The sequence below is a fragment of the Sinobacterium norvegicum genome (genome assembly GCF_923077115.1).
Lineage (GTDB): Bacteria > Pseudomonadota > Gammaproteobacteria > Pseudomonadales > Sinobacteriaceae > Sinobacterium > Sinobacterium norvegicum.
The window spans coordinates 228,067-248,366 of record NZ_CAKLPX010000002.1; the positions used below are offsets into that span (position 1 = coordinate 228,067).

Here is a 20,300-nt window from a genome sequence, read left to right on the forward strand (position 1 = left end):
AAACAGTGATGAGTAAGTATTTTGTAACCGGCACCGATACCGATGCCGGTAAAACAGTGGTCAGTGCCGGCTTGTTGGCCGCCGCTAATAAGGCGGGTAAGCGCAGCATTGGTTTGAAGCCGATAGCGGCGGGTTGCCAACAGACAGACGAAGGTTTACGCAATGATGACGCGCAGATCTTGCAGGCGGCGGCCAGTGTCGAACTCGACTACGACGTGGTCAACCCGATTGCGTTAGAGCCTGCCATTGCGCCCCATATTGTGCTGATGCAGCAGAATCGTCGGGTGACCAACAGTCAGTTAGCCGGTTATATCCGCGGTGCTTTTTTTACCCCCAATGACTTTGCCATCGTCGAGGGTGCTGGCGGCTGGCGGGTGCCGCTCAATCGGACAGAAACCCTGGCAGGACTGGCGAAAGAGCTGGATGTTGAGGTGATTCTGGTGGTCGGCGTTAAATTAGGCTGTATTAACCACGCACTGTTGACCGCCGAGGCGATTGCCAGTGACGGCATTAAGATTGCTGGCTGGGTGGCCAATATCATCGAGCCCAGTACCGCTAATATCGACGAAAACCTGATGACGTTGCGGGCATTGATAGCTGCCCCTTGTCTTGGTGTGGTGCCGTTTTTAGAGGATTGCAGCCCGACCGCCGTGGCGGAATACTTGACCCTGCCACCGGCTTAATCGTGTGGTATTGGCATGACGTAAAGGGTGTCGCTTTGCTATGGTTTAATAAACGAAATAACGACAAGAGTGGATTGAATGTCTAGCCAGACCAAGGTGTTAATGATTTATACCGGTGGCACCATCGGAATGAAAAAGACCGATAAGGGCTATGCTCCGGCCTCGGGGTATCTGCAGCAGCTGATGGCAGGGCAGCCGGCGCTGCAGGGCGAGGGGCTGCCGGCCGTCGATATCATTGAGCTGGCGCCGCTGCTCGACAGCTCCAATATGACCCCCAGTGACTGGCTAAAAATTGCCGACAGTGTGTTTCAGCACCGTGATCAATACGATGGCTTTGTCATTGTTCATGGCACCGATACCATGACGTATAGCAGTTCGGCGCTCTCCTTTATGCTGCGCGGCTTAAACAAACCGGTGATATTTACAGGCTCGCAGATTCCGATGCAAGAGCAGCGTAACGATGCCGTCGACAATGTCCTCACGACGTTGATGCTCATCGAGCAATACCGGGCTGAACTCAGCGGCGTATCGCTGTGTTTTGGCGGCGTGTTGCTGCAGGGTAACCGTGCCACTAAAGTCAGCGCCACCACCTATCAGGGGTTTGCCAGCCCCGCTGTGGCGCCATTGGCCATTGCCGGTATTGAGCTGCGGTTAAAAAGCCATCAGGCTGTTAGTACAGCGGCGCTGGCCGAATTGCCAGCAAAGGCTGCGGATGTGGGCGTGTTCAAACTCTATCCGGGGCTGAAACCGGCAGTATTGCGGGCGATATTGGCGCCGCCGCTGCAGGGTTTGGTCTTGGAGTGCTACGGTGCCGGCAATGGCCCCGACGGCAATGCGGCATTAATGGCAGAATTAAAAGCAGCCAGCGACCGAGGCGTGGTGATCGTGGCGGTGACGCAGCCGCCAGAGGGCAGCGTTAATCTGTCGCTATACGCGGCGGGGGTGGCGCTGGCCGATGTTGGTGTTGTCTCGGGTTTCGATATGACTACCGAGGCGGCATTCACCAAGCTATTTTACCTGCTGTCGAGCGAGACTTGTCGCGACGATGTGCTGGAAAAATTGGTCATCGACCTCGCCGGTGAGTTAAGCTAATAAAAAATAATAGTAAGGATTGTCACTGTGATTGTTGGAAAATTACTACTCTTGGCCCTGTGGGCGACACTGGGCTTGAACTGGATTGCGCTACAGCTATCTCCTGAATTTGCATACATCACTCTGCACTATATTGGCTTGGTGCTGATAGCGGCACATATTTTCGAGTTTTTCTATTTCTTCCCCAAGATATGGGCAACAGATAAGCCATTGAAAAACGGCGTAATGGTGCTCATATTCGGCGTGTTACAGGTAATGGGTCTAAAGCAGAAGTCGTCTGCGGGGCAGTAATTCAGCGCTCAAACTGTTGGTTTTATCAGGCAGGGATGCCGTAAGGTGTTGTAAGTCACTGTATTAAATTAATATTTATCCTATTTCGAACGACCTTACCTAAAAGGTAATTGCGGCTTCTTTCCTTTTTACCTAATGTTAGCACCAACAACACTACATCAAACAGCGCTGCTATTTGTTTAAATTGCAGCAGCGAAAAAGATTGTCAGCTACATTCTGCCGACAACAAAATCTGAGGATGACCAACAATGCCAGACTATAAAGCTCCCTTAAAAGAGATCAACTTCGTACTGAATGAAGTACTCGACGTTAATGCGCATTATGAATCACTGGAAGGTGCAGAAGACTTAACACCTGATCTGTTAAGCGCCATCATCGAAGGTGGTGCACAGTTTGCGGAAGGTGTTGCTGCTCCTTGTAACCGTGACGGCGATGAGATTGGCTGTACTTGGTCTCCCGAGGGTGTGACCACACCGCCTGGCTACAAAGAAGCTTATCAGCAGTTTGTTGAGGGCGGCTGGCCATCATTGTCAGGTGATCCAGAGTTCGGTGGCCAGGGTCTTCCTAGCTCGATTGCTGTTTTCATCAACGAAATGACCGGTTCTGCTAACTGGGCCTGGTCAATGTATCCTGGCCTAAGCCACGGCGCTGTTGCCACCGTCGATGAGCATGGTAGCCCAGCACAGAAAGCGGCTTACCTGCCAAAACTACTTGAAGGTACCTGGACTGGTACCATGTGTCTGACTGAACCACACTGCGGTTCTGACCTAGGCATGCTACGTACCAAGGCTGTTAAAAACGCCGATGGCACCTATGCCATCACCGGTACTAAGATCTTTATCTCCAGTGGTGAGCACGATATGGCCGAGAACATCGTCCATATGGTTATCGCCCGTGTAGAAGGCGCTCCAGAGGGTACCAAGGGTATCTCTCTCTTCATCGTGCCAAAGGTTAATGTCGATGCCGAAGGCAACTTGCTCGATCGTAACGGCGTCAGCTGTGGCTCTATCGAACACAAGATGGGTATTCACGGTAACTCTACCTGCGTGATGAACTTCGACAGCGCCAAGGGCGTGTTGGTTGGCGAAGGCGCGGAAAACATCGGTCTGCGTCAGATGTTCACCTTTATGAACGCTGCTCGTTTGGGTACTGCAACTCAGGGCTTGTCACACGGTGAAGCGGCTTTCCAGGGTGGCTTGGCTTACGCCAAAGAACGTCTACAGATGCGTTCATTAACCGGCCCTAAAAATCCGGACGGCCCAGCCGATCCAATCATTGTTCATCCCGATGTTCGTCGCATGCTGTTGACCCAGAAGTCTTTGGTTGAAGCCTCTCGCGTATTGGTTTACTGGTGTGCCACGTTGGTTGATAAGACCGAGCTTGGCAAGACAGAAGAAGAGCGCAAAGAAGCCGATGGTATGTTGGCCTTCCTAACGCCTATCGCCAAGGCATTTATCACGGAGACCGGCTTCGAAAACGCCAACATCGGTGTTCAGCTACTCGGTGGCCACGGCTTTATCCGTGAGCACGGCATGGAGCAAATCGTTCGTGATGCACGCATCTCGATGTTGTATGAAGGTACTACCGGCATTCAGGCCCTCGACCTCATCGGTCGTAAGGTCTTGGGTACAGGCGGCACAGCACTGATGAACTTCACCAAGGTTGTTCATGAGTTCGCCAAGGCCAACGATACCGAAGCAATGGCTCCTTACCTGACACCGTTGAAGGCAATCAATAAGCAGTGGGGCGAGTTGACCATGCAGATTGGTGCTGCTGCCGGTGAAAACCCAGATGAAGCAGGTTCTGCCTCTGTCGACTATCTGATGTACTCAGGCTATGCCGTATTTGCCTATATTTGGGCCAAGATGGCTAAGGTTGCTCAGGATAAGCTAGAAGCCGGTGAAGGCGATGCCGCATATTATGAGGCTAAGCTAAAGACAGCCAACTTCTACTTTAGCCGCATTCTGCCACGTACCGAATCATTGGCAACCACCATGGTTTCAGGTGCAGATGTATTAATGGCAATGGACGAGGAAGAATTTTACTTCTAAACCCCAGGTCATAATCCCGCTGCCTAGCAGCGGGTTTGCTTGCTAAGCGGCAGTTCCTCACTCTTTCGGACTGTCGCTTTTTTATTGCCGTAAAAAAGTAATCAGGCTAGGATGAATAAAAACAACAAAGCGTGAGTTCGATGGAAGAGAATAAGTTAAACGAGGAAGATCAACAGCGGGTCGATGAGTATTGTCGCTCGGGTTTTAATAAAACAGAAAGGCCACCCTTTAAACCGATGCGTTTACTGCTGGGCTTATTGGCGATTGTTGGTTTATTAAGTGTTTGCAGTATTTTTTTGGCACGAATGAACGGTATTTATTAGGCGATTAAAACTGCCATTTCATTTCTATTTCGAGGCCTTCTTCATGGGCTTCAATCTCGACATCATCGGGCGTACTAGAACGCCACTTCTCACCGTTATAGGGTAGATTCTTCAGCTTATAAAACAGCGGCATCAAGTCGATGGCGGCCGGCTCTTGTTGCTCAATACGTTGGTCGCGATGCTGATCGAATAGTAGGTAATTGAAGGTGTCGGCAATGTTAAAACGGGATTTGCTCGACTCAACCTGCGGCGCTGGAAAGGCCTGTTCGGCAAAACTGCCACCACTGAAAATCAGCGTCACAATAGCGCAACACATAGCGTAGTGCCGTGCCTTATATCGCCAATAACGTTGAGCTGGAACAGTGATGAACATGGGAAGACATCTGCCTGATTATTATTCTAACGACTTTATGATGGCTGATTGTAAGGGAAAATATCGTCGAGTAAATATACGCTTTCGGAATCTGTGCATTGTTTAACATATAATCAACTTTTTCGGCGCGCAGTGAATTAGGCAGGGCGCAATCTACTGAGATTTAATAATGATTAATGAGCCAATTTTCTACTTGTATGCAATCCCTGCTGTGCTGATTTTTGGCATGGCCAAGGGTGGCTTTGGCGGCGGTATTTCAGTGATATCTGTACCGCTATTGGCCATGGTGTCGGACCCCGTTACGGCTGCAGCTATTATGTTGCCTTTGTTGGTGGCAATGGACCTGGTGGCGCTGTGGAGCTTTCGCGGGCAATACAGCAAACAGCAGCTGGCGATACTCCTGCCGGGAGCGGTGTTGGGGGTGATTATTGGCAGCTTTGGTTTTCGCTATTTATCAGAGGATGCCATTCGGCTGTTGATCGGCGTTATATCGTTGGCATTCTGCGCCAATTATTACCTGGCCAGGCCCCGTGTAGAGGCTGGTTCAACCAGCAGGGCTAAGGGTGGCTTTTGGGGCTTGGTCGCCGGTTTTACCAGCTTTGGTATTCATGCCGGTGCGCCCCCGGTGAATATATATTTACTGCCGCTCAAGCTGGATAAAAAAGTGTTAATGGGGACGATGGCTGTATTTTTTGCCGTTATCAATATCGTCAAACTGATCCCCTATGCCTGGCTGGGTCAGCTCAATAGCGCCAATCTTTGGACCTCACTGATATTGCTGCCACTGGCGCCGATAGGTGTCCGCCTCGGCTACTATCTACTGCACCGGGTTGATGAGGTCTGGGTATACCGGCTGTGTTATTTCTTTTTGATGGTGGCCGGTGGCCGTCTACTGTATCAGGGAGTCGTTGGCCTGATAGGCTGAAGAAAAAGCAAAAGTGTAAATTTTTTCTACTTAAGTTGAGCTGTGGCGCAAATTTTATAACAATCGACTCAGACAGTAAAAATAACAACAAAAAATAGGGTGTTTATCGTGACTAGCCAAGCAAATATTGACGGACCAAAACAGTTGGGTACAGTACTGGTGACCGGCGGTGCGGGTTTTGTTGGTCAGAATCTTGCCAATACGTTGTTGAATTTAGGGTGTCAGGTGAGAGTGCTTGATTTAGCTTGCTGCCCGATTGAACATGCTAACCTTGAGAAGATTCAGGGTAATATCTGTGACCGTGACTTAGTGATCGAGGCCTGTAAAGGTATCGATACGGTGTTTCATACCGCTGCTATTATTGAAATTCGTGCATCGAATAGTGTCTCAGAAAGTGTCCGGAAATTGTCCTACGATATCAATTTAGGTGGTACTCAAAATATTGTTGCCGGCTGCCTTAAGCACGGTGTTAAACGCTTGGTGTATACCAGCTCAAACAGTGTTGTAATCGACGGTCAGCCGATTAGCAGCGGCAACGAAACATTGAGTTATGTGGAACGCTATCGCGACTTATACACCGAGACAAAAACCAAGGCTGAGCGCTATGTGCTGGCAAATAACGGTAAGGATGGTCTGTATACCTGTGCTATTCGTCCCAGCGGTATCTGGGGGCCCGGTGATCAAACCATGTTTAAACGGTTGATAGAGCAGCTGATTAAAGGGGTGTTAAAGTTCAGGGTCGGCGATGGCAGTGCCAGGTTAGATAACTCCTATGTACACAATCTTATTCACGGAAAACTGTTGGCGGCGTCGCAGTTGAATCACGCGGGTAACTCCCCCGGCGAGGCTTATTTTATTAACGACAATGAGCCGGTCAATATGATGGAGTTTTCTCGCCCCGTCATCGAGGCGCTGGGCTATCCATACCCTAAGCGCTCAATATCCTACGGCATGGTCAAAGGAGTGCTGACGGTGTGGCAGAAAGCCCATGAATGGCTGCGGTTGCCTGAGCCTCCACAGCCGCCATTGGCTGTTGAGCGTATCTGTATCGACAACTATTTTAGTATTGAAAAAGCACAACAGCACCTGGGTTATCAGCCGATATATACAACCGCCGAGGGGATGCAACAGTGTCTGCCTTATTATAAAGCATTGTATCAGGATATGCTGAAGGCAATGGGAAAATAAAAAAAGGGAAACCCCTTTTTTTATTTCTTAAATGTTCATGCTGCGAAGCTGGTTTGTGCTTTTGTCGCGGGGAAGATGTGGCGCTCTAGCTGACATATTAGCAGTTGTGTTTCGTTTGACATGGTAGCGGTTTGCTTGCCAATAACGCCGTAGGCAAGTAATTGCTCGTCAATATTGCCATGAATGCTCTCGATGTCTTTTAGCGATTTTACCCGGTAAAAATCCTGCCCTAAAATATTTTTTATTCTCATGATGATAATCATCGAATCGGATAAGGCGTGATTGGTTTTCATTAGTTCAATATCGTCAAATTTTGACTTTAACTGTTGTAGTTGTAAATACAGCGCCAAGGTGTCGGCTTGCAGGCGGCGGTTGGCGGCGATCAATAGCTTGTCAACAAGCTTGATTTTCATGGCGCTGTTGGCATTTTTTAGTATATTTTGTGTTGTTTTCATCGTTGCCTACCTTGTTCGAAGAATGAATATATTTGCTGTGAATCTCTTGTCTATAAAGATAGTTTGTTAGCAAAATGCCGCTATAGGGACATACCCTTAACAATGACAGTTTTATTCACAGTTTTATTTCGCTTTTTTTTCATCCATACTGTCGCACCGAAACAAACCATCGATTTGAGTGAAAAATGCAGTCAACTTTATTTTATGTTCACGACCCTATGTGCTCTTGGTGTTGGGGCTATAACCCCGTTTGGCAACAGCTTAAGCAGCAGCTGCCTGAAGGTGTCGCAATAGAATACATCGTCGGTGGCTTGGCACCTGATACTGATGAACCTATGCCAGCGGAGCAGCGTCAGCAGATCGAAGGGTATTGGCGTGAAATTCAAGATCAGTTAGGTTCTGAATTCAACTTTGACTTTTGGCAAGAAAACACGCCGCGTCGCGCTACCTACGAGTCTTGCCGCGCTGTTATTGCCGCCGATAAGCAGGGTGAACAGGAAACCATGATCGAAGCCATTCAGCAGGCTTATTATCTGCGGGCGAAAAACCCTTCCGATCGGAGTGTGCTGGTTGAATTAGCGACAGAGATCGGTTTGGATACGGCGACATTTTTGGCCGATCTAGATGAGGCTGATACTGAAATCAGGTTGTTAGATGATATCGCCATGGCCAGACGCTGGAAGGTGCCAGGCTTTCCAGCGTTGGTGTTGCTGGCCGGTGATCAGCTGAAGCATATTGAGGTGGATTATAAAAATCCTGAGACCTCGCTGCAGCAAATCAAGCAGTGCATAAAGCAGGCGACTCAGTAGCCGCTGCGGCCTATCGGCGCCTAAGCGGCGTCGAAGGTAATGTTCATCTGTTTCATCGCATTGACGAAGTATGAACGCACAAACAAAGGCTTATCCTTGAATTTTGGCCTGTGAAGACGAGTAATAACCTCCTCGAACATCACCCGTAACTCGAGTCTCGCCAAGTGTGAACCAATGCAGAAGTGCTGGCCAATGCCAAAGGCCCGGTGCTGATTATAGAGATCGGGCATTCGCTCTGGTCGGGTGACATCAAACACACTGGCATCTTCACCGAAGATGCTCTCGTCGTGATTGGCGCAGTGGTAGTGCAGCACCACCTTGTCGCCCTTGGCAATATCTTGGTTACCTATTTTAGTGTCCTCCATGGCGGTGCGTCGCATGGTGGTAAAGGCGGTGTTGTAGCGCAGAATTTCCTCGGTAGCAGAGGCAATTTTATCGGGATTATCGACCAAGTACTGCAGCTGATCTGGGTGCTCCATCAGTAGTCGCATGCCCTGTGCAGTGACGGTGCGGGTTGATTCATTGCCGCCGACCAATAGCAGTACAAAGAACCAGCAGAATTCCTCCTGGGTCAGGGCCTCACCAGCCACGGCGCCGTCGAGCAGGGCGCCGACCAAATCATTCTGTGGGTTTGCCTTATGCTGTTCGGCGAGGTTGTTGGCGTATTGAATCACCTCAAAGGCAGCCATCTGACCCTCTTCTTCCGAGGTCGACATATCCGGGTCATCGGCGAAGATCATGGTATTGGTCCAGTTGAAGAACTGCTTGCGATCGTCGGCCGGTACACCGAGCAGATCGAGAATAGCAATCAACGGTAGTTCGGCGGCAATGTCTTCGACAAATTCGCACTCGCCCTTATCGATGACGGCATCGACAATGCGCTTGGCGTGCGCGCGAAAGGCTGGCTCATAAGATTCTACTGAGGCCGGTGTAAAAGCGCGCCGGATAATCTTGCGGTATTTTTGGTGAATCGGAGGGTCCATATTAATGATTTGCTGTTGCAGGATCGGCCGCATCTCATCAGGAATCTCCATCGGGAAAGCAAGCCTTTCGTGCGAGGAGAAAATTTTAGGATTCTTAGACACATAATCGAGTTCTTCGCGCTGAGTGACCAACCAATAGGGGATGTTGGTAATGGGGTCTGCCATGCGTATAACCGGACCGGCGTTACGCAGCTCTTTGAGTTCCTGATAGGGCATACCCTCAGCGTAGGTTTCTGGGTCGAGCATATTTGAAAAAGGGCATTTACCCATGGTGGCACTCCTGATTTGCAGTCTTAAAATTAGCGTTATCAATACGAATAACTAAAGGCTAATAGTCGTTAGTTGGAAATACCAGATAAAAAGTGTGGTTATAGATTACCGCTTGTTCATTTAAGTGGTGACATATTGCGCGCTGGTGGCGAAAACCTTGGCATTATTGTGTGCCAGAGCTCGGTTCGGCTTTGGTAGTTATCACCGGCTTTGATACTATAGCCTGCTACCAATAATAATTTCAGGCCTATTTATGTTTGAGTTTTCGCTGGCAATAACAGCCGTGGTCGCCGCACTGGTACTGGATTACCTCTTCGGTGAGCCGCGTCGCTATCATCCGCTGGTTGGCCTGGGCAAAATTATTGGCAAGATAGAGCGGCTCTGTTATCCCCAACAGGTGCAGCAGTCGACGGAGGACAGCGACTGCTTCGAGGCACCCTCACCCCGGCGCCAGCGTTGGAGAGGCGTATCGGCGGTGTTATTGGTGTTATCCGCGCCCTTATTATTGGCGCTTCTATTGCAGTTGCTGTTGCCGCCAGGGCACTTTATGAGCTTTTTACTCAGTGCGGTGGTGGTCTATTTCTGTATTGGCTGTCGTTCGCTGGGTGAGCATGCCGAGGCCATTGCCAAACCGCTGTTGGCCGGTGATATCGATGGCGCACGCGCCGGCTTGTCGATGATCGTCAGTCGAGATACCTCCGAGTGCCAAGAGCAGGAAATTGCAGCGGGCACTATTGAGTCGGTGCTCGAAAACGGCAGTGATGCGGTGATTGCGCCACTGTTTTGGTTTTTAGTCTTAGGCTTACCCGGCATCGTAGCCTATCGGGTTATTAACACCCTCGATGCGATGTGGGGTTATAAAAATGACCAGTACTTATATTTCGGCTGGGCGGCGGCGAAGCTGGATGATGTGGTGAATTACCTACCGGCGAGATTTTGCGCTTTAGGTTACGCGGTCTGCGGTCAGACGCGTGTTGCTCTACGCTGCTGGCGCCAGCAGGCGAAGGCTTATAAAAGCCCGAATGGCGGGCCGGTTATGGCCGCCGGCGCTGGCGCGATTGGCGTGGTTGTCGGTGGCGATGCTGTCTACTTTGGTCAGTCGTTGGCCCGTACCGAACTCGGTGAGGGGCGCCCGCCGATCGCCGCCGATATCGATGCCAGCTTCCAATTATTACTGCGCACTATCGGCGTTAGTTTATTACTATTGCTGCCCTTTACTCTTTGATAAACATGCTAATGAAGAAGTTAAATCACGGCGGTAACATCCGTTATTGGGCCGAAAAAACCAAGACAGCGACGGCGCAGTGGTTGGATTTATCCACCGGAGTCAGCCCCGATGGTTACCCTGTCGAAGGCATTCCCGCGGCAGCCTTTCAGTATTTACCTGATCGTAGCGAGTCGTTGATGAGGGCCGCGAGGGAATATTATCAGAGCCACAATATTGTTGCGGTTAATGGTTCGCAGCAGGCTATCGAGATGCTACCCAGATTGATTGCGCCGCTGAGGGTGGCGCTGCCCGATGTGGGATACCAAGAGCATGCGCATTGCTGGCAGCGCGCCGGCCATACTGCAATATGGTATGACGGATTTAACCCCGAGCAGTTGCAGGCCTTGATTGACATGGAAAAGATTGATGCGGCGGTATTGATCAACCCCAACAACCCGACTGGCGCCAGAGTTGGGATAGAGCTTATTGCGTCGTGGGCAGCGGCGTTTGCGCGGCGCGGTGGTGTCTTGATTGTCGATGAGGCGTTTATAGATCTAACGCCCGAGCAGAGTGTCTCTGGCTTAACCGGTCGTCCGGGGCTTGTGGTATTACGCTCGGTGGGTAAGTTTTTTGGTTTGGCGGGTCTGAGGGTTGGCTTTGTCATGGCGGAGTCATCACTGTTAAGCCGTATTGAGGCAGAGCTGTCTCCGTGGCAAATAAATGGCCCCGCAGAGTTTTTGCTGATCAAGGCATTGGCTGATAGTTCATGGCAGCATCAGCAGCGAAACAGAACTCAGGCCTCATCGATGGCAATGGCCGGCATACTGCAGTTACATCTGCCGCATGTTTTTTGCAATAATGGCTTGTTTCTTACCGCAGTAATAGCTAACGCCGAGGCGGAGGCGTTATTCGCCCACCTTCTCAATAGACAGATTCTGATCCGTATTGGAGCGGTTGATAAACAGCGAAGCTTTGTTCGATTTGGCCTGATTGAAAACGCTGCCGTAGAGACGTTTGCCGCCCTTGAGCAGGCGCTATCAGATTTTATGACGCCCCGCTCTTGTTCTGAAGCCGTTTGTGAAATAGCGAACTAAAAGCGAAAAAAATAAATTTTTTTTTTGGTTATATCATCGCATCAGAAAAAAACACACTCTAAGTTTGTGAGTACTTGCATACGTTAAATGTAAGCAATAGTAGTAATTAATAAGGTAGGCGACATATAAAAATAGCTTCCCCCCCGCCGTGAATGATGACATTTGTATAAAAGTACGACAGTTGTCACGGCGGCTCTGTTCAAGGAATATAAAATCATTATCGCTATGATGGCGTTTGGGCGAGCAGTATTTATGCCCCAATAATAATGAGGTCGATATAGCCGGCCAACTGACCAGAGAATAATAATATGAAGTCAATAAAGAATATTGCTGCGGCCCTGAGTGTGGCAGCGAGTTGCGTCTTCAGCGTGGCAGCCTTTGCCGGTGGTGGTGGACCGCCAGCCCCGACTGTTGATGCCGAGCGTGTCCGTATCACTTTCACAGCAGACACTGACCCTGCTAAGTTGATGCCTATCCGTCTGTTGGAAGGTATTGAGATATGGCCTGCCGCCGATGAAACCAATGTGACTCACTACAATGTATATTGGGGTGACAGCGAGAAGAACAAATTGGGTATAGCCTTAGCCCCCAAGCTTGCTCATATACCAGCGACCGGTGATGGCCAGGTTATTCGCTATGATTTCCCGCCAAATCTTAAGATGGAAGCAGGTGCGATCTGGGTATTGGTTTGTACCGAGAATGACGGCTCCGAGCACTGTGGCAAAAACGGTAATATGGAAAAGGTTACCGACGATTTGATCGGTACACTGAACACCTTAAACGCGATTAAGGACTTGATTAAATCGAACGATGAGCAGTCCTGTTCCGGTTTAAAAGTGATGGAAACCTGTGGCGACCTAGTCTGTAACGGCATTGAGACCGAAACCAGCTGCCCATCTGATTGCAGTAACTATGGCCTGGCATCGTTTAATTACCAGACCCTGTGTGATGAAGTACAAAATGTTTATCACCCAACCTCTATTGCAGAGCTGCAGAGCATTATTGCTAACGCCTCCGCCAATGGCCAGCGCGTGAAGGTTAATGGTGGTGCTGGATATAAGGGGACTACCGGCTCGGCCAGTAATATTGTTTGCTCCGATGGCATCGTTATCAGTATGGATCAAATTGACGACAATAACCCTAACTTCTCTATGGCGTTAGAGACCTTTGAGGGCCAGGAAGTTGTGAACATCCCTGCGGGTACCAACCTGCACGAGGTGGGTGAATGGCTTTATGAACGCGGCCGCTCTATTGGCTTTACTCACCTGGGTTGGAGACACCCATCGATTGCGGGTGCCGTTGGCACCTCTGCGCATGGTAGCTCTCCTAAGCACAACGGTGTTGTTGCCCACCGCGTGGTGGCGATGGACATTATCAATCCAGCGGGTGAGCTTGCCACCTACTCGGCAGCAACCACCGGTGTGAGCAATCCTGATCTGTGGAAGGCGATGAAAACGCACATGGGTTATTTCGGTGTGGTTACCGGTGTCCGGGTTGCGGTAGAAGACGCTCAGAATATACAGGTAAAGGTTACGTTCCATAAGCAGAGCGAATTATTCTCAAATAATAAGACCGGCAGTGTCTTTAATGATATTAAAGACTGTGATTATGGTACTTATAACTGGTTCCCAAGTATTAATCGATACATGAAAACCTGTGGTCGTATCACCGATCAGCCTGCTGAAGAGGGGGCTAACAATCGCCTGTTATTTCCCTATATCGACTTGAGCCAATTGTCGGCGCAACAAACTATGCAGATTTATCAGCTAGGTGCTTGTCAGCCAGAAAGCGGTGCTCATCAGCTGATGACCCAGATGCGCTATAACGGCTGGCATTTAACGCCACCGTTAGTTAAGACGATTAATGGCAAGACGCGTTATACCACCGATGCTATCGGTCCAGTTCACCGAATGATTTCGAGCAAATTGATTGATATTGTGCCGCGTGAAGTGTTCCAGATGGACTGGGAAGTTTCTGTTCCTGCGCAAAATCTTCAGGCAGCAATGGAATATTTAAAAGATGCAACCAACGGTGCCAACGCATCTGGTCGGGAGCTGCCGGTTTCTCTTATCGGTATGTTTATTCGCTTTTCTAAGAGTGAAGACACAACACTGATGGCGTACACAGGTACTGGTGGGCCATTCGAGGACGGTACAACGACAGCGCATATTGAAACGCCGATTTTTGTTCCGGTAAATTTGTCTGAGGCTGAATTTGATAACTACATGGCGCCTTATGAAGAGATTATGGATACCCTGGTTAGTCAGTACGGTGCTCGTGGTCACTGGGGTAAGAATATGCATTCGATGGATCCTTGGTTGTTCGAACTGCAAAAAACTGTTGGTTCATATGATTACGATTCACGCTTCCAGCGCTTTAACGAGCAGGTTGGTCAGTTTGACCCCAATGGTATGTTTGCCAACCGAGCGGCAAAAACTCTGGGTATTGAATATCCCAATTTTAGCTACCCAGCCAGTTGGTAATACTTAGCCAAGACAGGAGATAGAATAAAAGAGCCAGCTTTAAGCTGGCCTTTTATTTTCTAAAATAAATAAGGGTCTGATTTTTATGATGTCGTTTAATCGTTTTGTCACTGTTCTTATGTTGTTAACAGCCAGTCTATTTTGTCAGGCTGGGGTAGTTGATGTAGAAAAAAAAGATATCGACAATGTCGTCACAGATAATGGCTCTGCTCAATTAGAAAGTTTCATCAAGGCAGTAAAAATGATGGACTCAGCCTTAGTAACGCAATATATCGCTGCCGGCATCGATGTGAACAGTAAAGGTAGCAGCCCCTATCCTGCTGTGTTCTACGCCAGCGCAAAAAATTACGATGACATTTTACAGCAGTTATTAGATGCCGGATCGGATGTCAATCAGTCAGGTCGGGGCGGCTGGACACCGTTGATGGTGGCCTCATTGCACGGTCATCAAGATATTGTCGCAGCACTGCTGGAAGCGAAAGCCGAGCAGGAATTGAAAAGTGCCGATGGTATGACGGCGTTGATGTATGCAGTGGCAGAAAAAAACCAAACAGCGGCAGCCTTGTTAATCGAAGCTGGGGCCAACCCCAATGCCATTATTGGTGATGAAAAAAGTGCCAACAAATCTGTTTTGAGTTTGGCCGTTGAAGGGGGAGACACTGCCATTATCGACACCTTGATTAACATGGGTGCAAAGGTTGATGGTGGAAAAGATCGTTATCAGCCGCTGTATTATGCGTTGCAAAAGAATAATATTTTAATGACCGACAGATTGGTCGAGGCCGGAGCCAGCCTGCAGTGGCAGGACCGAGAGGGTAATAACTACTTGCATTTAAACGCGGCAAAAGCTGACCGTCAAACAGTACAATATTTAATAGAGCACCGTGTTAATTATGGTGCTGTTAATAGAGCGGGAAAGTTGCCGCTGGATATTGCCGCAGAGCGAGGGAATGTTGAAAATATGTCGGTGCTGATAAAAGTAAGCGATAAGTTGGACAGGGTAGGTGCTTACTTTAATTCGGTGACAGCTGGTGTACAAAGTTCAACAGCCATATTGTTAGAGAGCGGTATTAAGATTAATAGTCGGGATAGACAGGGAAGAACAGGGTTGATGATTGCCGCTGAATACCGTCATCATCACCTGGTGGATTTTTTGCTGGCACAGGGCGTCGATGTCAAATATCGAGATAAACAGGGGCGTACGGCTCTGATGTACGGTGTTACCGCCAACCCCTCGAAGATTCGAATCGTCAATTCATTATTGGCGGCGGGCAGTGACAGTGAACAGGAGGATAACAAGGGGCACTCGGCGCTGATGATGGCGGTGATGGCGGCGGATTCAGTTGACCCTGCTGTGGTTGAATTATTGATTGCTAATGGTGCCAGCAGCACGATGGCAGCGGAAAGAATTAGTCAGCAAATTACTGTGGCGGAGCAGGAAAATAATTCGACGCGGTTACAAAAGCTAGCGTTGCTGGCCGAGATTATTGATCAGCCTGTTGTCGCCACCGCGCAATAGTGAGGGCGGCGATTAAAACGAGGGCCATAAAGGCGGTAAGATAGCGTCCTATGCCGCTGTAAGGGCTGGTGGCATGATGACTGTGAAGCGTCACAACAGCACTGTCTTGCACGCCGGTGGCCAGTTGAGATGATGGGATTATTTTGCCGCTGGCCTTGGTGGCGACGCTGATGCCGCTGTTGGAAACACGCAGCCAGGGCCGGCGGTATTCTACTGAGCGAAACAACCCCAGCGCTAAATGACTGACCGAGCCGCGACTGTCGTGGGCAAACCAACCGTCGTTGCTTTGGTTGATAATACTATCAAAATCATTTTTTTGAAAAAAATAATCAAACAGTATCTCGTAACAAATAGGCGTTGCCAGCGAGAAGTTGTCGTTCAGTATCACCGAGCTATTTTCTGGCCCGGGCCGGTAATCCAGCGCCTGTGGAAACCATCTGCGCAAAGGTTTTAACTGTTGCTCAAACGGCAGGTATTCAAAAAAGGGCACCAATATCTGCTTGTGATAATTGGCCAGTAATTTGCCATCACGGCCAATCAATTGATTGCTGTTGTAATAGCCCCGTTTGCCATCGTCATTGCGGGGGGCATAAACATAACCAGAGTTTAACAGCAGCGGCGTTTTCACCGTTGTCATCAGCCTGGTAACCATGGCGCGGTCGGCGATGTTTTCCTGCCATGAGAAGGCTGCAGGAAACTCTGGCCAAACTAACAGCTCAATTGTGGGGTGCTGTTGATAAAGTGCACCACTGAGCTCGGCCAAGCGATGGGTATCGCTGCTGCGCTGTAAGTTAGGTTGTATATAACCCACGGTGAGCGATTGATCAGCCTTGCTGTCATCAAACTGATGTAGTCGAAAGTAGCCGTAGCCGACAATAATCAAAATGCTGAGGGCGAGATTGGTTATCGCCTGTTGGCGCTGTTGCCCTTGCCAATTTGGCTTGATCAGAGCCGGCCACTGCAGGTTGATGAAGACGACAAAGAATGCCATTAGCGCGGGGCCAGCAATATCGGCTAACTGAATTACTAATGGGTATAAATACTGGCTATGGGCCACGGTACCCGGTATTAACGGCGTCAGTAGATCAACACTGACGGCGAATAGCGCTGCCGCCGCCAATTGATTGAGACGGGGAGAATGAAAGCATTGTGCTGCGTGCCAGAAATACCCAATCAGCGCATAGGGCAGTGCCTGTATGAATGAAAGCGACAGCCACAGAGTGATGGCGACAAACAGCGAACTGCCGGTAAAGGCCATAATGGAGGGGATTAACCAGTGGATGGACCAGGACCACCAGAGTCCGCCAAACAGAAAAAAGCTGATTGCCGTCCGCCCGCGGTTCATCGATTGGCAGGCAACAAACAGCGGTGCCAGGGCAAACCACGACAGCCAGGGCAGCGGCATGCCGGGATTACTCAGGCACAGCATGAAAACTGAGGCGGCAATCAGCGCCAGCTTAGCCTTTGTGGAGAGAGCAAACACCTGTTTTACCAGGCTGAGCCGGCGGTAATATAGTAGGCGGTTTCCTCGGGGCCTCGGGCGATATCGACGCCGGCTCTAAAGCCATAGCGCCGTGCAATCAAATAGCGAAAACCCAGCCCTTTGGCGACTTGTGAGCTGCTGTCGCCGATGTCGCTATAGCTTGACGCTGTTCTGCCGGCGCCAATAAAGCCGGTCAGTGTCCAGCGGAAATTGAGCAGATAACGGCCTTCTATTTCTGCCATGGTGGCGACATCGCCCTGATAGCGCATGGCCGGTATACCGCGCATATCTATATAGGGGTAGGAGTTGAGCGGGACGTTTTCTCCGTCGACGCTGTTGCTTTCGAGCCGCGCTCCCAGCCCCCATTTTTTACTCAGCGGCCAATAGTTGAGGCCTTTGAATTCGACGCTGGTAAAGTCGGCGTCACTGCCAAAGAGTTCATCGTAGCGGGTGACGCGAACCTCATAGTTATAGCCCTTCTGTGGTGAGAAGACGTTGTCGCGGTTGTCGTAGAGAGCCAGCACACCGACCCCCGATAACGTAGTCTCTACGGATACGTCGTTAACTCGATTCAAAATCTGGTCGCAGGCAGGTTGGGCGAGACCGCAGTCGGCGGCCAGTTTTTTGTTGAGGCCAATCTCGGTAGTGGTGAACTGCTGTCGTACGCCGAGGAATACCTTGCTATCGGGCAGGCGAAATTTCAAATTTTGAATTACCCCGTAGCCGCTGGTCTTAAAATTGAATTCGCGCTCGCCGATGCTATCGCCAAGAATGCTGCCGTCACTAAAATCGTTGTAGTAGTCAAGGTTGAAGTCGCCGTAGCCAAAAAAGCCCTCGTAGCGCACTGTGTCTTGCTTCCAAAAGCCGAAGTGGCCACCGCCGATAAACCATGAATCGTTGGCGGTATAGGCGCCGGCAATGGCGCTGACGCTGGGTGGCAATAAATAGCGTTGGGCGTTTTCGGCGCCCTTGGCGGCTTCTACCCGTTGCTCTCGCTCCTCATCGGTCTCATGGAAGAACAGGCCAATCATGCCGAGGCCACCGCCACCGAGTGCGGGGTCGGTGATAATAATCGGCACCGGAAGAAAGCCATAGGCGTTTTCTGACAGATAGTTACTGGCGTCAAACTTGCCGTCGTAGGCGTCGGTAAACATGTCTGTCATCATATCAGCGACGGCACCAGAGCTGAGTAGAACACTGCTGGCAGCAAGGGTGGCTGATGTGAGTAAGCGACGATGATTGAGGCGCATAGGTCGATCCATGGATTATTCTTAATTTTTAATCAGTATGCCATGAAACAACGGGAAATCGAGTAAAAACGGCGGTTGCGCTCCGGTTGCTGATTAAACAACACAATGTTCACTATTTTGTGTGTTGTGCTGGGCTAAAATCGCCCTATGATGGATGGCTATTGAATCTTTCATGCCAGCACAATAACAACGAGACCGCCATGCAAAACAATATCGGATCACTGCTCAGCAAAAGAGCGCAGATCAGCGCCACGGTAGAAGCCTTTGTAGAGGTTGAGCGCAATCAACGTGTTACTTTTAGCGAGCTTAATGCACGTAGCAATCAAATTGCCAATGTACTCCTTCAGCGCGGAGTCAAACCGGGTGACAGAGTGGCAACACTGCTAAAAAATGGTGTTGAATTTATTGAAAATTATTTCGCTGTGGCCAAAATAGGGGCGGTACTGGTACCGATTAACTGGCGGTTGGTGGCCCCCGAAATTGGCTATATTCTCAGCGACAGTGGTGCTGAAACCGTGCTTTACGATGCCGAGTTTGACACTGTCGTCGGTCAGTTAGCGGGTGATAGCAGCGACTCATCGAACATCACGAGCTGGTTGCGGGTTAACGTGCCGGGTGTTGAGTCGCCATTAGCTGTTGCCCTCGATTATGCGGCGCTGACCGCCGAGGCACCCGACACAGAGCCGGCAATTGGCGCCGGTGATGACGACTTACTGTTTATTATGTATACCTCAGGTACCACCGGGCATCCTAAAGGCGTGATGCACAGCCATAACAACATGCTGTGGGCGCAATTGACCAGTCTGACCACTGCCGATATGCGCGGCGGTGACCGCTTCCTGCTGCCGCTGCCGATGTTTCACGTCGGTTGCTTGGTGCCGGTCTCACAACTGGTACATCGCGCCGGCACCGGTATCATTATGCGCGACGTCGATATGGCCGTGATGTTCAAGGCTATTGAGCAGGAAAAGGTGACCATCTTTATGTCGGTGCCGGCACTGCTGCAGTTTATGTTGGTGACGCCAGAGCGTGAGCAATACAGCATGGAGACGGTGCGCTGGATTGCCACCGGCGCGGCGCCGGTGCCGGTATCGATGATAGAACAATGGAAAGCGTTAGGTATTGTGATCTATCAGGCCTATGGTCTGACGGAGTCCTGCGGCCCCGGTACTTTATTAAGCCCGGAAGATGCGGTGGAAAAAGTCGGCTCCTGTGGTCAACCGCAGATGCATACTGAGCTGAAGGTGATCGATGATCAGGGTAATACTATTGAGCATGGTAGCGACCAGGTTGGTGAATTGTGTTTGGCTGGCGATCACATGATGTTGGGCTATTGGAATAAACCCGAGGCCACGGCAGAGGCCTTAATCGACGGCTGGCTGCATACCGGCGACCTGTGCACCATCGATAAAGACGGCTGCGTCTTCATCTGTGACCGTAAGAAAGACATGGTGATTTCCGGCGGTGAAAACGTCTATCCGGCGGAGTTGGAAAACGTGTTAACCGGACACCCCGATGTTCAAGAGGTTGCCGTTATCGGTATCCCATCGAAAAAATGGGGGGAGACGCCATTGGCAATAGTGGTGGCCGTCGCGGGGAAAAACCCTTCAATTGATGATTTAAAAGCCTACTGCAAGGAAAATCTTGCCGCCTATAAGGTGCCGCAGTGTTATGAGTTTGTCGCCGCACTGCCGCGCAACGCCTCGGGCAAGTTATTAAAACAGGAGCTGCGCAAACAGTTTAATCAGCCCGCGCCGTTTTAGATTTTAAAAAAATAGTAAAGAAAAAAGGCCGCTTATCAGCGGCCTTTTTTATGAGGGT

At 50.0% G+C, this 20,300-nt stretch carries 18 protein-coding genes; 13 read left to right on the forward strand and 5 right to left on the reverse strand.

What is annotated here, in order from left to right:
- The first annotated feature begins 8 nt into the window (after positions 1-8).
- From bioD to L9P87_RS10065, 5 genes are all read left to right on the forward strand, one after another.
- Entirely contained in the window at positions 9-683 is a 675-nt protein-coding gene (gene bioD, locus L9P87_RS10045) for a dethiobiotin synthase (protein ID WP_237444604.1), read from the forward strand.
- Between the two features lie 78 nt (positions 684-761).
- The gene (locus L9P87_RS10050; RefSeq protein ID WP_237444605.1) at positions 762-1,775 is read left to right on the forward strand and encodes a type I asparaginase; all 1,014 of its coding nucleotides are present in this window, start codon (positions 762-764) and stop codon (positions 1,773-1,775) included.
- A 27-nt stretch (positions 1,776-1,802) separates the two neighbouring features.
- The gene (locus L9P87_RS10055; RefSeq protein ID WP_237444606.1) at positions 1,803-2,066 is read left to right on the forward strand and encodes a hypothetical protein; all 264 of its coding nucleotides are present in this window, start codon (positions 1,803-1,805) and stop codon (positions 2,064-2,066) included.
- Positions 2,067-2,314: 248 nt separating this feature from the next.
- On the forward strand, positions 2,315-4,117 hold the full coding sequence (locus L9P87_RS10060) for an acyl-CoA dehydrogenase C-terminal domain-containing protein (RefSeq protein WP_237444607.1): 1,803 nt from the start codon (positions 2,315-2,317) through the stop codon (positions 4,115-4,117).
- Between the two features lie 140 nt (positions 4,118-4,257).
- Positions 4,258-4,440, forward strand: coding sequence for a DUF3094 family protein (locus L9P87_RS10065; RefSeq protein ID WP_237444608.1), 183 nt, complete (start codon positions 4,258-4,260; stop codon positions 4,438-4,440).
- A gap of 4 nt (positions 4,441-4,444) precedes the next feature.
- Here the strand turns inward: L9P87_RS10065 and L9P87_RS10070 are convergent, their stop codons facing one another.
- Positions 4,445-4,813, reverse strand: a complete 369-nt coding sequence (locus L9P87_RS10070) for a hypothetical protein (protein WP_237444609.1) — start codon at positions 4,811-4,813, stop codon at positions 4,445-4,447.
- A 169-nt stretch (positions 4,814-4,982) separates the two neighbouring features.
- On the opposite strand from L9P87_RS10070, the gene L9P87_RS10075 reads away from it, so the two are divergent.
- Positions 4,983-5,738, forward strand: coding sequence for a sulfite exporter TauE/SafE family protein (locus tag L9P87_RS10075; protein WP_237444610.1), 756 nt, complete (start codon positions 4,983-4,985; stop codon positions 5,736-5,738).
- Between the two features lie 108 nt (positions 5,739-5,846).
- Positions 5,847-6,926, forward strand: a complete 1,080-nt coding sequence (locus tag L9P87_RS10080) for an NAD-dependent epimerase/dehydratase family protein (RefSeq protein WP_237444611.1) — start codon at positions 5,847-5,849, stop codon at positions 6,924-6,926.
- Positions 6,927-6,961: 35 nt separating this feature from the next.
- On the opposite strand, the gene L9P87_RS10085 is transcribed toward L9P87_RS10080, so the two are convergent.
- Positions 6,962-7,381: a hypothetical protein gene (locus tag L9P87_RS10085; protein ID WP_237444612.1), complete on the reverse strand. Its 420-nt coding sequence runs from the start codon at positions 7,379-7,381 to the stop codon at positions 6,962-6,964.
- A 185-nt stretch (positions 7,382-7,566) separates the two neighbouring features.
- Between L9P87_RS10085 and L9P87_RS10090 the strand changes: the two genes are divergently transcribed.
- On the forward strand, positions 7,567-8,190 hold the full coding sequence (locus L9P87_RS10090; RefSeq protein ID WP_237444613.1) for a DsbA family protein: 624 nt from the start codon (positions 7,567-7,569) through the stop codon (positions 8,188-8,190).
- A gap of 20 nt (positions 8,191-8,210) precedes the next feature.
- Here the strand turns inward: L9P87_RS10090 and L9P87_RS10095 are convergent, their stop codons facing one another.
- Complete coding sequence (locus L9P87_RS10095) at positions 8,211-9,443, reverse strand: cytochrome P450 (protein WP_237444614.1); 1,233 nt, start codon at positions 9,441-9,443, stop codon at positions 8,211-8,213.
- Between the two features lie 253 nt (positions 9,444-9,696).
- On the opposite strand from L9P87_RS10095, the gene cbiB reads away from it, so the two are divergent.
- The 4 genes from cbiB to L9P87_RS10115 all read left to right on the forward strand — a co-directional run bounded on the left by cbiB (position 9,697) and on the right by L9P87_RS10115 (position 15,746).
- Positions 9,697-10,668, forward strand: a complete 972-nt coding sequence (gene cbiB / locus L9P87_RS10100; protein ID WP_237444615.1) for an adenosylcobinamide-phosphate synthase CbiB — start codon at positions 9,697-9,699, stop codon at positions 10,666-10,668.
- An 11-nt stretch (positions 10,669-10,679) separates the two neighbouring features.
- Positions 10,680-11,744, forward strand: a complete 1,065-nt coding sequence (gene cobD / locus L9P87_RS10105; protein ID WP_237444616.1) for a threonine-phosphate decarboxylase CobD — start codon at positions 10,680-10,682, stop codon at positions 11,742-11,744.
- 308 nt (positions 11,745-12,052) lie between these two features.
- Positions 12,053-14,227: an FAD-binding protein gene (locus L9P87_RS10110; RefSeq protein ID WP_237444617.1), complete on the forward strand. Its 2,175-nt coding sequence runs from the start codon at positions 12,053-12,055 to the stop codon at positions 14,225-14,227.
- 85 nt (positions 14,228-14,312) lie between these two features.
- Positions 14,313-15,746, forward strand: coding sequence for an ankyrin repeat domain-containing protein (locus tag L9P87_RS10115; RefSeq protein WP_237444618.1), 1,434 nt, complete (start codon positions 14,313-14,315; stop codon positions 15,744-15,746).
- Here the strand turns inward: L9P87_RS10115 and lnt are convergent.
- Both lnt and L9P87_RS10125 read right to left on the reverse strand, forming a co-directional pair.
- Entirely contained in the window at positions 15,712-17,229 is a 1,518-nt protein-coding gene (lnt, locus tag L9P87_RS10120) for an apolipoprotein N-acyltransferase (protein ID WP_237444619.1), read from the reverse strand. The genes L9P87_RS10115 and lnt overlap by 35 nt on opposite strands.
- A 5-nt stretch (positions 17,230-17,234) precedes the next feature.
- Positions 17,235-18,491: a BamA/TamA family outer membrane protein gene (locus L9P87_RS10125; RefSeq protein ID WP_237444620.1), complete on the reverse strand. Its 1,257-nt coding sequence runs from the start codon at positions 18,489-18,491 to the stop codon at positions 17,235-17,237.
- Positions 18,492-18,640: 149 nt separating this feature from the next.
- On the opposite strand from L9P87_RS10125, the gene L9P87_RS10130 reads away from it, so the two are divergent.
- Positions 18,641-20,242, forward strand: a complete 1,602-nt coding sequence (locus L9P87_RS10130; RefSeq protein ID WP_237444621.1) for an acyl-CoA synthetase — start codon at positions 18,641-18,643, stop codon at positions 20,240-20,242.
- Positions 20,243-20,300 lie beyond the last annotated feature (58 nt).